This is a genomic window from Pseudomonas sp. SWI44 (assembly GCF_002947915.1).
Classification (GTDB): Bacteria; Pseudomonadota; Gammaproteobacteria; order Pseudomonadales; family Pseudomonadaceae; genus Aquipseudomonas; species Aquipseudomonas taiwanensis.
In genome coordinates, this window is the sequence record NZ_CP026674.1 from 523,345 (window position 1) to 535,825 (window position 12,481).

At 62.6% G+C, this 12,481-nt stretch carries 11 protein-coding genes and 1 tRNA gene; 4 read left to right on the plus strand and 8 right to left on the minus strand.

Going from position 1 to position 12,481, the window contains the following annotated elements; translation table 11 throughout:
* Positions 1-13: 13 nt before the first annotated feature.
* Genes C4Q26_RS02560 through C4Q26_RS02580 form a run of 5 tightly spaced genes read right to left on the minus strand, consistent with a single transcriptional unit; the run spans position 14 to position 2,978 of the window.
* The gene (locus tag C4Q26_RS02560) at positions 14-790 is read right to left on the minus strand and encodes a molecular chaperone (protein ID WP_023379713.1); all 777 of its coding nucleotides are present in this window, start codon (positions 788-790) and stop codon (positions 14-16) included.
* Between the two features lie 39 nt (positions 791-829).
* Positions 830-1,333: a spore coat U domain-containing protein gene (locus C4Q26_RS02565; protein ID WP_023379712.1), complete on the minus strand. Its 504-nt coding sequence runs from the start codon at positions 1,331-1,333 to the stop codon at positions 830-832.
* A gap of 3 nt (positions 1,334-1,336) precedes the next feature.
* Positions 1,337-1,867 (minus strand): spore coat protein U domain-containing protein, encoded by a 531-nt coding sequence (locus tag C4Q26_RS02570; protein WP_023379711.1) that lies wholly within the window; start codon positions 1,865-1,867, stop codon positions 1,337-1,339.
* Between the two features lie 18 nt (positions 1,868-1,885).
* Positions 1,886-2,422: a spore coat U domain-containing protein gene (locus C4Q26_RS02575; protein ID WP_023379710.1), complete on the minus strand. Its 537-nt coding sequence runs from the start codon at positions 2,420-2,422 to the stop codon at positions 1,886-1,888.
* A 28-nt stretch (positions 2,423-2,450) separates the two neighbouring features.
* Entirely contained in the window at positions 2,451-2,978 is a 528-nt protein-coding gene (locus C4Q26_RS02580) for a spore coat U domain-containing protein (RefSeq protein WP_027907733.1), read from the minus strand.
* A 279-nt stretch (positions 2,979-3,257) separates the two neighbouring features.
* On the opposite strand from C4Q26_RS02580, the gene C4Q26_RS02585 reads away from it, so the two are divergent.
* The 3 genes from C4Q26_RS02585 to C4Q26_RS02595 are packed head-to-tail and all read left to right on the plus strand — an operon-like array spanning position 3,258 to position 8,380.
* On the plus strand, positions 3,258-5,504 hold the full coding sequence (locus C4Q26_RS02585) for an ATP-binding protein (RefSeq protein WP_023379708.1): 2,247 nt from the start codon (positions 3,258-3,260) through the stop codon (positions 5,502-5,504).
* Between the two features lie 13 nt (positions 5,505-5,517).
* Positions 5,518-5,979: a response regulator gene (locus C4Q26_RS02590; protein WP_023379707.1), complete on the plus strand. Its 462-nt coding sequence runs from the start codon at positions 5,518-5,520 to the stop codon at positions 5,977-5,979.
* Positions 5,980-5,992: 13 nt separating this feature from the next.
* Positions 5,993-8,380: a hybrid sensor histidine kinase/response regulator gene (locus C4Q26_RS02595; RefSeq protein WP_104881967.1), complete on the plus strand. Its 2,388-nt coding sequence runs from the start codon at positions 5,993-5,995 to the stop codon at positions 8,378-8,380.
* A 74-nt stretch (positions 8,381-8,454) separates the two neighbouring features.
* Here C4Q26_RS02595 and C4Q26_RS02600 read toward each other — a convergent pair.
* Together C4Q26_RS02600 and C4Q26_RS02605 are read right to left on the minus strand one after the other, a co-directional pair.
* Positions 8,455-8,529, minus strand: a tRNA-Gln gene (locus C4Q26_RS02600).
* 180 nt (positions 8,530-8,709) lie between these two features.
* A complete protein-coding gene (locus C4Q26_RS02605) occupies positions 8,710-9,135 on the minus strand; it encodes a DUF1810 domain-containing protein (RefSeq protein WP_023379705.1) in 426 nt (141 codons plus the stop codon).
* A 182-nt stretch (positions 9,136-9,317) separates the two neighbouring features.
* On the opposite strand from C4Q26_RS02605, the gene zapE reads away from it, so the two are divergent.
* Positions 9,318-10,397 carry a cell division protein ZapE gene (gene zapE / locus C4Q26_RS02610; protein WP_104882685.1) on the plus strand — a complete coding sequence of 360 codons (1,080 nt, stop codon included), beginning with the start codon at positions 9,318-9,320 and terminating at the stop codon, positions 10,395-10,397.
* A 177-nt stretch (positions 10,398-10,574) separates the two neighbouring features.
* Here zapE and C4Q26_RS02615 read toward each other — a convergent pair whose 3' ends face one another.
* A complete protein-coding gene (locus C4Q26_RS02615; RefSeq protein WP_104882686.1) occupies positions 10,575-12,464 on the minus strand; it encodes a propionyl-CoA synthetase in 1,890 nt (629 codons plus the stop codon).
* Between the last annotated feature and the right edge of the window lie 17 nt (positions 12,465-12,481).

The window sequence follows — 12,481 nt, forward strand, 5'->3', positions numbered from 1 at the left end:
ATCAGCTGAAGATTCATTGGCCCTGACGGATAGCCTCGGCCACTTCCTGGCCATTGATCCGCCCTTTGAGCACACTGCCAGCGTTCGGCGCCAGTGGTGCCGGCCAACGCATGCTGGCACCCGGCAACACATAGCCCAGCAAGCCTTCGGCCAGCGGCTTGGCCTGACTGCCCTGCTGTACCACCACATCCGTCAGGCGTGCGTGGACAGGGCCAGTGTTGCGCAACTCCACATAGGGCTTGCCCTGTATCGTGACCGCACGCCAACTCAGTTGCGGCTTGCCGACACTGTCGACGCTGCGCTTGCCCTCGGGATCTGGCTTGCCCCACAAACCCTCGCCGTAGACGAACAACGGCACCGAATAGCGCATCTGCAGGCGAATGGCCGCGGTGGTGCCTTGGCTGGCATTGTCGGTGGGCAGCGGCGAAGGGATTTCATCGATGATGATGCGGTATGCCTGCTCCTGGCCGGCAGGTGAACTGCCGGTGCGGGTCAGTCGTACGAGTTGCTTCTGCCCCGGCGCGATGGTGGCCACGGGCGGGCTGCCGATGATGTCGCGCTGGGCCTGGAACTGCTCCTGGTAATCGCCTTGGCGCCAGGCGAATACTCGAACCTGCAGGCTTGCCGGCGCCGTCCCGCGGTTTTCCAACCACAGCGCACCGGCTTTCTGGCCCGCTTCCAGCACCGGGTCGATCGGCCAGATCAGCACCGAGGTGGCCGCCCCAGCCGGCAAACAGACCAGCAGCAACCCCCCGATCAATCCTCGCGCACACTTCGCGCCTGACGCCATACTGCTCTCCTTGATTGCTTGTCATGGTTGCCGGCTGCATCACCAGGTCACCGTCACCTGCACCACGTCGGTGTAGATGCCGGCTGGCAAGGTGCCGCTCAACAGCGTCCGGCCATAGACCGGTAACTTGATCGCGGTGGGGTCGGCGTAGCTGACGTTTAGGCTCGCCCCAATCCCCAGCACCTGGCTGTAGGCGGCATCGCTGTAGAGTTGATACGCCAATAATTGGCTTCCACCGCTGCGCTTGAGGTTGCGTGTACCACTGGCGGAGTTCTGGCCGCCGTCCAGGCTCATGCTCAGGGTCACCCCCGGGGTGCACTGGAACGTCACCGTGGTGCCGCCCAGGGACGTGTTCAGGGTGCTGGTCGACAACGCCGACTGGGTACCGAAATCCAGCAGGCCATAGTTGGTCGCGCCGCCGATCACCAGGCAGCCAGCAACGATTTGTGCGGAAACCTGGAATGTGCTGCTGGTCGCCGCATCCAAAGGCGCGGCCAGCAGCGCCCCCGCCCCCGCGAGGCAGATGTTCGTCCATGGACGCATGACTCAGAACGACAGCTCGACCGCCACGGTGTCGGTATATACCCCCGCCGGCAGGCCAGCCTTGCCCCGTGCCTGACCGTACAGGTTGACGGACTGGGCCACGCCTGTGCTGGTCGGTAAGGTTATGGTGCCGTCGATGGGCAGCAGCGTGGTGCGCCCGGCATCGGTATAGAAGTCGTAAGGCACGAAATTGCCATTGCCATCGGACAAGGCTCGCGTCCCACCACTGGACTGGCCATCATGAGTGCCCGTGCGCACCTTGATCACCGGCACGGTGCCTGCCGAACAGAGGATGCTCATCGCGGAGGCGCCACCGAGCACCTGCGCGTTGGCGCTGGTGAACAGGGCTTCCTGGCTGCCGAAGTTGAGGGAGCCGAAGTTCAACCCCGAGTCGCCTGAAGTGCCGTTGACCTGGCACGCGGCAGTCAGCGTGAGCGTCGCACTGATGGTGCCAGTCACCGTGGCGGCCTGAGCCTGGTACGCCAGCGCCAATCCGAGGCCGGCGAGGATACAACGGGTGATTGTCGTGCGCATCGGAGTCTCCTTGCGTGATTACCAGTCCAGAGTCACTCTCAGGGTGTCGCGATACAGCCCGGCCGGCAGCGCGCGCGATTGCGCTACCACCACGCCGTAGATGGGAATCGGGATCTGCTGGGCGCTGCTGATGGTGAACGCGCGTGCCTGGCCAATGCCGTAGTGGCTATTGCCACCCGGGTCCAAGGCCAGTTGGTAAGGGATGGTTTCGCGGCCGTTGCTGAGCCGACGCACACCATCGCTACCGTTGAGGCCACCATTGATTCGCACGTTGAATGCCCTGACTTCAGGCGTGCAGCTGATCCTCAGGCTGCCCTCACCGCCCACTTCGTCCACCCGCCCGCGTAACGGCTGGTCCCAGCTCGGCCCGCGCGCGCCGAAATCCATCACCCCCGGATTGGCCAGGGTAGCGGGCTGATCGGTACCGTTGCTGATCTGACAGGCCGTGCTGATGACCAGGCGCGCCTGGATGAACCCGGTGGTGGTGCCATGGGCTATGCCACTGGGCAACAGCAGTGGACCAAGGCTAAGCAACAAGATCGAGGTTCGGTTCATGGCGTCGCGTCCCTGGTCATGGGGCTTCCTACCAAGTCACTGTGACTTTGAGCATGTCAGCGTAAAGCCCCGCTCGCGGGACCCAGGCCAGGCTGTCGATACGGGCGTAGAGCGGAAGCGCCACCGAGCCGCTGTCAGGCACCCGTGCCGAGTGCGGCACACCCGCCGCTACCGGCTCGCGCCAAGCGGCATCCCGGTATAGACGATAAGGAATCGGACGGGACTTGCCGTCGTTGCTCGCCAGGTAGCGTAGCTCGCCGACTCCGCCATGCTGGCCACCATCGACCCGCACCTGATACGGCGTATCAGGATTGCATTCCAGGCGCGGGGGGCGCCGGCTGATCAGCACGCCGCTCAACGGTGTGCCTGGGCCGTCCAGGCGTGCGGCGGCCCCCAGATCGATTCGTCCCAAGGCCTGCGCGCCGGCGTCGCGTTGCTGGTTGACCAGCATGCAACCGCGCTCTACCTGAACCCGCACTTCCACAAGGAAGTCAGTCGCCACGGCATTGCCGCTCAACAGCAGGCCCAACAGCGCGGCCAGAAGGCGTTCCGTCACTCTTTTATCCTTGTATTTATGTGCTGGATTTCAGCGTAGCAGCGGAATGCAGTTCCCGTGATGGCTTTGAGCCACTCTTTTGTATTAACTCTGACGCGCGACGTGGTGCCAAATGAGTAAGAAAATTTACCCATACACCGAACCCGCGACGCTTCCCATGCCTCAAATAGCTATTGGGCCGGTAAAGCGGCCTACATTCTGTTACGTTAACCACCATTCAACAGCCTGTATCAGACGCATGCACGATGCATGGGCGCAGAAGGACAGGAGTTTTCATCGATGACTTTAGACAAAGCGCTTGCCGAAGCCCTCGAGCGGTGCGCCCAGGAGCCGATCCAGGTCCCAGGCAGCATTCAGCCCCATGGGTTTTTGCTGGTGCTGGACGAGCATGATCTGCGCGTCCTTCAGGCCAGCGACAATACCGAACGCTGGTTGGGCGTGCCGGCCAGGGAGCTGCTGGGCAGCCTGTTCGCCGACCTGATGAGCGGATCCTTCGACCTGCGCGGGCACCTTGCGCGGCTGCCTGCGCAGGAAGTGTTCCCGTTTCACATAGGCGATGTGCGCCTGCGCCCTGGTTCACCCTACGGCGACGTCCTGCGCTTGTTGGTCCATCGTCACGACCAGGTGCTGATTACCGAGTTCGAGCCTTTGCGCACGCCGCAGGGCCTCGAAGCCCATGGTGACTACTATCCGCTGGTTCGGGGTTTCGTGGGTAGCCTGCACAAAGCCGGCAGCCTCCAGGCATTGCTGCAACAGTCGGTGGAGCAGATCAAGCGCATCACCGGCTTCGGTCGGGTCAAGGCCTACCGCTTCGATGGCGAGGGTAATGGCGAGGTACTGGCCGAAGTGGCGGATGACGGTTATCCGAGTTACCTGGGCCTATGCTTCCCGGCCTCGGACATTCCGCGCCAGGCCCGCGAGTTGTACCGGGTCAACCGGATTCGGGTGATCGAGGACGCCCATTATCAGCCGGCAAACCTGGTTCCCGCCGCCAACCCGCGCACGGGCAAGACGTTGGACATGAGTTTCGCCACCCTGCGTAGCGTTTCGCCGGTGCACCTGCAGTACATGCGCAACATGGGCACCCTGGCGTCGATGTCGCTGTCGATCGTGGTCGATGATCAGCTGTGGGGCCTGATTTCGTGCCACCATGCGCAGCCGCGTCCCGTGGATTTGCGCACCCGCACCGCCTGCGAACTGCTGGCCAGCGTGCTGTCGCTGCAGATCGAGTCACGCGAATCCCATGCCCGTACCCGCATGCTGCTCGACCTGCGCCAGCATATCGTGCAGATGATTTCGTCGATGGCCGACCATGACAGTGTCAGCGAGGGCCTGCACCAACTGCCGCAGGTACTGCTGGACTTTGCCGGTGCAACCGGGGCTGCGGTCATCTCCGCCGAACGCTGCGAGCTCATCGGCCAGACACCACCAGTCGCGCAGGTGACTGCACTGGTGCACTGGCTGTCCCGGGATGACGAAGTGGTATTCCATAGCGACAACGTGGGCCGCGACATCGACGAACTTCCCGAGCTCACCCGTCACGTCGCAGGTGTGCTGGCCGTGGCGATTTCGCAGATCCATTCGCATTACCTGCTGTGGTTCCGGACCGAGCAGGTTCGCACCGTGCAATGGGCCGGGCGCCCTGAAAAACATATCGGCCCGCAGGGCAATCTCGACCCGCGGCACAGCTTCGAACGCTGGCAGGAAGAGGTGCGTGGCTACAGCGAACCGTGGGACCCACTGCTCATCGAAGGCGTCGTCGAGCTGCGCACCGCGGTGCTGGGCATCGTCCTGCGCAAGGCTGAAGAGCTGGCACAACTGGCGAACGAACTGCGTCGCTCCAACAAGGAACTGGAGGCCTTTTCCTATAGTGTGTCCCACGATCTGAGGGCGCCGCTGCGCCACATTGCCGGGTACAGCGAACTGCTTGGGGAAATCGAAGGTGAAGTCCTCAGCCCACGTGGCAGGCGGTTCTTGCAGCACATCGGCGAGGCAGCGCAGTTCGCTGGCAGCCTGGTGGACAACTTGCTGAACTTCTCGCAGATGGGCCGCTCTGCCTTGCGCCTGTCGGACGTTGACCTCAACGCCCTGATCACCGCCATTCGTAGCGATCTCGCGCCGGACTACAAAGACCGGGAAATCGTCTGGGACATCGCCGATTTGCCAAAGGTGCACGCCGACCCCGCCTTCATCAACATGGCCTTGCAGAACCTGATCGCCAACGCCATCAAGTATACCCGCGGGCGAGCGCCGGCCCGAATCCAGATCAGTGCTGTGCAACACCCGACAGAAATCGAGATCTGCATTCGTGATAATGGCGTAGGATTCGATATGGCCTATGCCAACAAACTGTTCGGCGTGTTCCAGCGCCTGCACCGCATGGAAGACTTCGAAGGTACCGGCATCGGCCTGGCGAGTGTGCGACGCATCATCGAGCGCCACGATGGCCGGGTGTGGGCCGAAGGCCAGATCGACCACGGCGCTGCATTCCATTTCACCCTTCCACGTGACCCCTCGATTTATTGAGGCACCTGAAACCATGCTCAAGCCTATCCTGCTGGTCGAAGACAACCCCCGTGACCTGGAGCTGACACTTCTGGCCCTCGAGCGCAGCCAGTTGGCCAACGAAGTCATTGTCCTGCGCGATGGCGCCGATGCCCTTGACTACCTGCTGCGCCGTAATGCCTATGCCGGGCGCGACGATGGCAACCCGGCCGTCTTGTTGCTGGACCTGAAGCTGCCGAAGGTCGACGGCCTGGAAGTGCTCAAGGAAGTTCGCGCCACCGCGGAGCTGCGCAGCATTCCCACGGTGATGCTGACCTCCTCGCGGGAAGAGCCCGACCTGTTGCGTGCCTACGAACTCGGAGTCAACGCCTACGTGGTAAAACCGGTGGAGTTCAAGGAGTTCGTTGCCGCGATCTCCGACCTTGGCGTGTTCTGGGCCGTGCTCAACGAGCCACCTCCCGGATCACTGAGACTGAACCGCCGTGGCAACAATTGAGGCGAGCGCAACCATGCTGCCGACTCCGCTGAAACTGCTGATGGTCGAAGACAGCTCGATGGATGCCGAGCTGACCTTGGTGCGCCTTGAACGCAGTGGGCTACAGGTGCAATCGCAATTGGTCTTCAACCATACCGAGGCTGAACATGCCCTGCGCGAAAACGACTACGACCTGATTCTCTGCGATTGCGTGCTACCCGGCTCATCGGGCACCGAAGTGCTGGCCATCGCCCAGCGCCTGGCGCCGGATGTGCCGTTCATTTTCTTGTCTGGCATCTACGGTGAAGAGCATGCGGTGGAAATGATCCGCCTGGGTGCCACCGACTACGTGCTGAAGAAGAACCTGCCACTGCTGCCCAAGGCGGTTCGCCGGGCCATGACCGAAGTGCAGGAGCGCCAGCGTCGGCGTCGCGCCGAAGAAGCGCTGGCCGATGTCGAGGCACGGGCCCGCATCGCCATCAACGCGGCAGGCATGGGCACTTGGGATTATCGACCCCAGGAAGACGTGCTGCTGTGGGATGACCGTTGCAAGACCCTGTTCGGTCTGCCCACCGACACCGAGATGAACCTTGAGGTGTTCTACGCCGGCATCTACCCCGACGACCTGCAAATGGTCCGGGACGCCGTCAACCAGGCCCTTTGCACGGACAGCGACGGGCATTACAGGGTCGAATTCCGAATCGCCCTGCGCAACGGCATGGAGCCCCGCTGGTTGCTTAGTAGCGGCCAGAGCCAATGGGTCGATGGCCGGTGTGTACGCTTTTCTGGTGTGCTGCAGGACATCCACACCCAGCGCATGGCCACCCAGGCGCTCAAGCAACTCAATGAGATGCTCGGCGAGCGGGTGGAACGCCGCACTCGCGAGCGCGACCGCGCCTGGGAGCTGTCCCAGGACCTGTTGGCAGTGCTCAACAAGGACCTCACCCCCGTCGCGCTGAACCCAGCATGGGAGGCCAGCCTGGGGTTTTCCCGCGAGCGTCTGAGCCAGGTTTCGCTGTTGCATCTGCTTCCCGAGGCCGACCAGGAAACCCTGCTCACCGAGCTGGCGGCCCTGGCCCATGGTCGCACCAGTGCCCGCTTCGTCAGCCGCATCCAGCATGCTGGCGGACAGCAGCGCTGGTTGTCCTGGGTGGTGGTGCCTGAAGACACCCTGCTGTATGTGGTAGCCCGTGACATCACCAGCGAACGTGAGTCCGCGCTGGGTCTGGCAGAAGCCAACACCCGCTTGCGCGAACAGATCACCGAGCGTGAGCGCATCGAGGCCGCACTGCAGCAGATGCAGCGGCTGGAGGCGGTCGGCCAGCTCACCGCCGGGGTCGCCCATGACTTCAACAACCTGCTGACGGTGATTCTCACCGGCGCCTCCTTCCTCGAGCGCGACCTGGCCAAGGCCGACATGGATAAAGCCCGCTCTCGCCTGACCCACATCCGTGAAGCCGGGGAGCGTGGCGCCAAGCTGACTTCGCAGTTGCTGGCATTTTCTCGCCGTCAACGTCTGGAACCTGTCCCATTGAACCTCAACCAGACACTGGCCGGGCTGGAGGAACTGCTGCGCCGCACCCTGGGCGGCAATGTCGCGGTGCGCCTGGACCTGGACACCAACCTCTGGCAGGCGCTGACCGACCCGACCCAGACCGAGATGATCATCCTCAACCTGGCGATCAATGCCCGCGATGCCATGACCGACGGCGGCCAGTTGACGCTCTCGACCCGCAACACCCGGATCAAGGCACGTCCCCAACGTCCGGAAGACCCAGAGCCTGGCGAATACGTGATGCTGAGTATCCGCGACACCGGTTGCGGCATGAGTGAAGAGGTGCTGGCCAAGGTCTTCGAACCCTTCTTCACCACCAAGGACATCGGCAAGGGTTCTGGTCTGGGTCTGGCTCAGGTGTTCGGTTTCGCCAAGCAATCCGGCGGTGGCGTGCGCATCGACACCGAGCCAGGGCGCGGCACCCAGGTCGCGGTCTACCTGCCGGCGGTCAAGCAAGAAGTCGAGGCAAGGCCGATCGTGGCCAGCATCGCACCATCGGTCAGCGAGAGCGGCCGGGACCGAACCGTGCTGCTGGTGGATGATGACCATCTGGTACGCGACATGATCGGCGATGTGTTGCGCCAGTACGGCTATCAGGTGCGCCAAGCGCACAACGGAGAGCAGGCACTGGCACAACTGGACGAAGGCATCGACCTGCTGCTGACTGACTTCGCCATGCCTGAATTCAATGGTGCCCAGCTGGCCGTGGCCGTGCGTGAGCGCTTCCCGCGCCTGCCGGTGGTGTTCCTGACCGGCTATGCCGAACTGCAAGGCCTGGAGTTGCCGGGCAGCCTGGTGATCCAGAAACCGGTGCAGGCCGAGGAATTGGCGCGGATATTGAAGGAATTGCTCGGCATGCCAGGATAGGCATGATGCGCAGAAACGACTTTACCCAGCGCCGATCGACTCCGCACTGAGCTTTGAATGTTCTACGGGAAAAATGGCAGGGGCGGCTGGATTCGAACCAACGCATGGCAGGATCAAAACCTGCTGCCTTACCGCTTGGCGACGCCCCTGTATCGGAAGTAACGATCATTAACTTGATGTTACTTTGACAATTCCAAGTGAGTGACAACTGGGTTGTTGTCTTGGAATGCGCGGCACTTTAACAACATTATTCGTACCTGGGAAGCCCCTAGTGCAAAAAAAATTGCAGTAAAACAGCGAGTTAGTGTTTTTCGGTATTCGAACGCCAGCTACCGCACAAGCAAGTCGAGGGTAGCTGGATCGGCTTCCCCGGCATAAAACTGCAAAAGCGCCTGGTCGATCACGCTGTCATGCGGGTCGACCTGGGCGAACAGCGTGAGGCAGGAACGAAGCTTCAGATCGTCAGGCCGACCAAGGATCTGGCGAGCTGTCTTATCGGTGTGGGGCAGCAACGCATCGATGCATTGCAGCAAGCGGGCGCCCAGCAGCGGATGGTTCAGGTACGCCCGCGCTTCGGCCAAACCGGAAATCGCGTAGCGCTCGGCCATGGCGCTGTGCCCGAGGCCATCGAGCTGCGGAAAGATGAACCACATCCAGTGGCTGGTCTTGTGTCCAGCCACAAGTTCGCTCAGCACACGCGGGAACACCTGCTCCTGCGCGTCCACGAAGCGGGACAACTGAAAGTCATCGCTCATCTGGGCACCTCGCTTGCAATTGATGGGGGCTGCACCGCAACCCTGAGCGCTCAGCGATCCCCCTCAGCTCAATCCGATACATCGCCTGCAACGATGATTGCCTCCAAGTTTCTTTATTAGTCAAAATAGACGGCTTCCCGCAGACTGCACCCTGCCCTGCCATAGCCCAAGGAGGCTTCGTCTTGCCCGCCTGGATTCCGTCCCCTTTGCGTCAGCTCGGCCAGCGCCTGCGCGCCGGTATGTCCAATGACAGCGAGTTGCTTGCCTGGTTCGAAGACAAGGCCAGTACCCGTGGCTACCAGCTCAGCGAGGGGCAACGCAGGGTCATCCAGTGCATGTCCGAGCAACTGGCCCGACTGGCGCAAGGCCAGCCTCGCAGCCTGTACCTGCATGGTTCGGTGGGCCGTGGCAAAAGCTGGCTGCTCGACGGTTTCTTCCAGGCCGTGCCGGTGCAGGCCAAGCGGCGCCTGCATTTCCACGATTTCTTCGCCCGCTTGCACCAAGGCATGCATCGCCACAGGGCCCTGGATGACGCCCTGGGCGCGACGCTGGACGAGCTCCTGGGCGATTGCCGGGTACTGTGCTTCGACGAGTTCCATGTGCACGACATCGGCGACGCCATGCTGCTCACCCGCTTGTTCAGCGCCTTGTTCGAGCGCGAAATTTTCCTGCTGGTAACCTCCAACTATGCGCCGGAGGGCCTGCTGCCCAACCCGCTGTACCATGAACGTTTCCTGCCGGTGATCCGCCTGATCAACAGCCGAATGCAGGTGCTGGAAGTCAGTGGCGATACCGATTTTCGTAGCCTGCCGGCCAACCGCGAGCACCAGCGTTTCACCTACGGCAGTTTTGTATGGCCTGGCGATGCTGCACAACGCCGGCTGCTGAACGTGCCAGCGCTGCAACCGATCATGCTGGAGGTCAACAAACGCCCCCTGCGCGCGTTAGCCACAGCAGGCCGACAAGTGATGTTCGCGTTCGAGGACTTGTGCGAGCACGCCACAGCGGTCATCGACTACCTGGTGCTGACGCAACAGTACGATGAATGGATCATCGACCGGCTGGATGATTTGTCGGAGTGTTCATTGGCCGCGCAGCAACGCTTCGCCAACCTGGTGGATGTGCTGTATGACCAGGACAAGCAACTGACGGTCATCGGCCAGCGACCACTGGCCGACAGCCTCGGTGGCACGCTCGCCGACCTGATGCGCACGCGTAGCCGCCTGGGGCAGTTGCATCAAGTCGGACCGGATCGCGACTAGCTTCTTGTGTTGCGCTCGCTGACCCTACCGCGTGCAAGCCAGCTGCTGCTAGTGCACCGGTCACCCAAGGCCGACCCGGCACCCGGTCCATGTGGACGCGGCCCCGCGTCGCGAAAGAGCTGCGCAGAGCCCCAGCCATCGTGACACCGAAGCCAGGGCTCTGCGGCACGATAGCATCTAACCAGCCCGTGGCAAGTCGGCCAGCACTGCTTCGATCTCCCCCAGCACCGCTGGGTCATCCAGGGTCGACGGCGGCACATAGTCCTGGCCATCGGCGATCTTGCGCAGCACCGCCCGCAGGATTTTCCCTGAACGCGTCTTAGGCAAGCGCTTGACCAGGCGTACCCGGTTGAAGCACGCCAGCGCGCCAATCTCTTCACGCACACTGCCGACCAGCTCGACCAGCAGCTGCGACTCGGCAATGCCCTCCCCGTCCTTGAGCACCACCAGCGCCAACGGCACCTGGCCCTTGATCTCGTCATGCACGCCGATCACCGCGCATTCGGCCACTGCGGGATGTCGTGCCACCAGGTCCTCCATCTCGCCAGTGGACAGGCGATGCCCGGAGACATTGATCACATCATCGGTGCGCCCCATGATGTAGACGAAGCCGTCATCGTCCAGATAGCCGCCATCACCGGTGTGGTAATACCCCGGATAAGTCCGTAGGTAAGCCTGCAGGTAACGTTCGTGATCACCCCATAGCGTCTGGCTGCAACCCGGCGGCAGCGGCAATGCGATGACGATCGAGCCCTGATGATTCGGCCCAAGCAGGCGCCCTTCGTCATCCAGCACGCGGACGTTGTAGCCGGGTACCGCTCGGTTGCTGGATCCAGGCCGCGCCGCGCTGCCTTCCAGGCCCACGCAGGGGGCGGTCACCGGCCAGCCGGTTTCGGTCTGCCACCAGTGATCGTGCACTGGTTTTCCGCTGACCCGTTCCAGCCACTCGTGGGTACTGGAGTCGAGCTTCTCACCCGCCAGGAACAGGTGGCGCAGCGAACTCAGGTCATGACGACGGATCAGTTCTCCGTCCGGATCCTCCTTGCGGATCGCACGCATCGCCGTCGGCGCACAGAACAAGGCGTTGACCTTGTACGCCTCGACCACGCGCCAGTAGGCCGAAGCATCCGGCGTGCGAATCGGCTTGCCTTCATAGAACACCGTGGTGCAGCCATTCATCAGCGGGCCGTAGACGATCAGCGAATGGCCCACCACCCAACCCACGTCGGAGATGCCCCACCACACATCGCCAGCCTGCATGCCATAGATATGGCGCATGGCGTAGCACAAGGCGACCGCATTGCCACCGTTCTCGCGCACGATGCCCTTGGGCTTTCCAGTGGTTCCGGAGGTGTACATGATGTAAAGCGGGTCGCCGGCTTCCAGCTCCACCGGGGGCACCGGCTTGGCGTCGACAAGGGCCTGGTTCCAGTCAAGATCGCGCCTTGCCTGAAGCTCGGCACGCGCTTGCGGACGTTGCAGCACCAACACCTGCCTGGGCTGGTGCCTGGCCAGTTGCAAGGCACGATCGACCAGCGGCTTGTACTCGATCACCCGATCGAACTCCAATCCGCACGAGGCCGTGAGCAGTAACGTTGGCCGGGCATCGTCGATACGCAAGGCCAGTTCATTGGCGGCAAAGCCACCGAACACCACCGAGTGCACCGCGCCGATACGCGCACAGGCGAGCATGGCCATGGCCGCCTGCGGCACCATGGGCATGTAGATGATCACGCCGTCACCCTTGCCCACGCCCAGCTCACGCAGCAGTCCGGCCAGGCGTGCCACCTCATCGCGCAACTGGTTGTAGGTGAAGCTTTGCTTCACGCCGGTGACCGGCGAATCGTATATCAGCGCCAGTTGCTCGCCCCGGCCCTGCTCGATCTGATGGTCCAGGGCCAGGTAGCAACTGTTCAGGCGACCGTCGGCGAACCAGCGATGGGTGCCATCAGGGTTCTGTTGCAGGGTTAGGGAAGGCTTGCGGTGCCAGGCCAGCCGTTCGGCCTGTTCGGACCAAAAAGCAGCAGGGTCGGAAATGGAGTGGGTGTAGCTGTGCTGGTAAGTCATGGCGAAGGAAACCCGGT

What these genes read in the sequence shown, in the direction of transcription:
- C4Q26_RS02560 (WP_023379713.1), bottom strand. Translation starts at nt 790, where the DNA reads ATGGCGTCAGGCGCGAAGTGTGCGCGAGGATTGATCGGGGGGTTGCTG.
- C4Q26_RS02565 (WP_023379712.1), bottom strand. Translation starts at nt 1,333, where the DNA reads ATGCGTCCATGGACGAACATCTGCCTCGCGGGGGCGGGGGCGCTGCTG.
- C4Q26_RS02570 (WP_023379711.1), bottom strand. Translation starts at nt 1,867, where the DNA reads ATGCGCACGACAATCACCCGTTGTATCCTCGCCGGCCTCGGATTGGCG.
- C4Q26_RS02575 (WP_023379710.1), bottom strand. Translation starts at nt 2,422, where the DNA reads ATGAACCGAACCTCGATCTTGTTGCTTAGCCTTGGTCCACTGCTGTTG.
- C4Q26_RS02585 (WP_023379708.1), top strand. Translation starts at nt 3,258, where the DNA reads ATGACTTTAGACAAAGCGCTTGCCGAAGCCCTCGAGCGGTGCGCCCAG.
- C4Q26_RS02590 (WP_023379707.1), top strand. Translation starts at nt 5,518, where the DNA reads ATGCTCAAGCCTATCCTGCTGGTCGAAGACAACCCCCGTGACCTGGAG.
- C4Q26_RS02595 (WP_104881967.1), top strand. Translation starts at nt 5,993, where the DNA reads ATGCTGCCGACTCCGCTGAAACTGCTGATGGTCGAAGACAGCTCGATG.
- C4Q26_RS02605 (WP_023379705.1), bottom strand. Translation starts at nt 9,135, where the DNA reads ATGAGCGATGACTTTCAGTTGTCCCGCTTCGTGGACGCGCAGGAGCAG.
- C4Q26_RS02615 (WP_104882686.1), bottom strand. Translation starts at nt 12,464, where the DNA reads ATGACTTACCAGCACAGCTACACCCACTCCATTTCCGACCCTGCTGCT.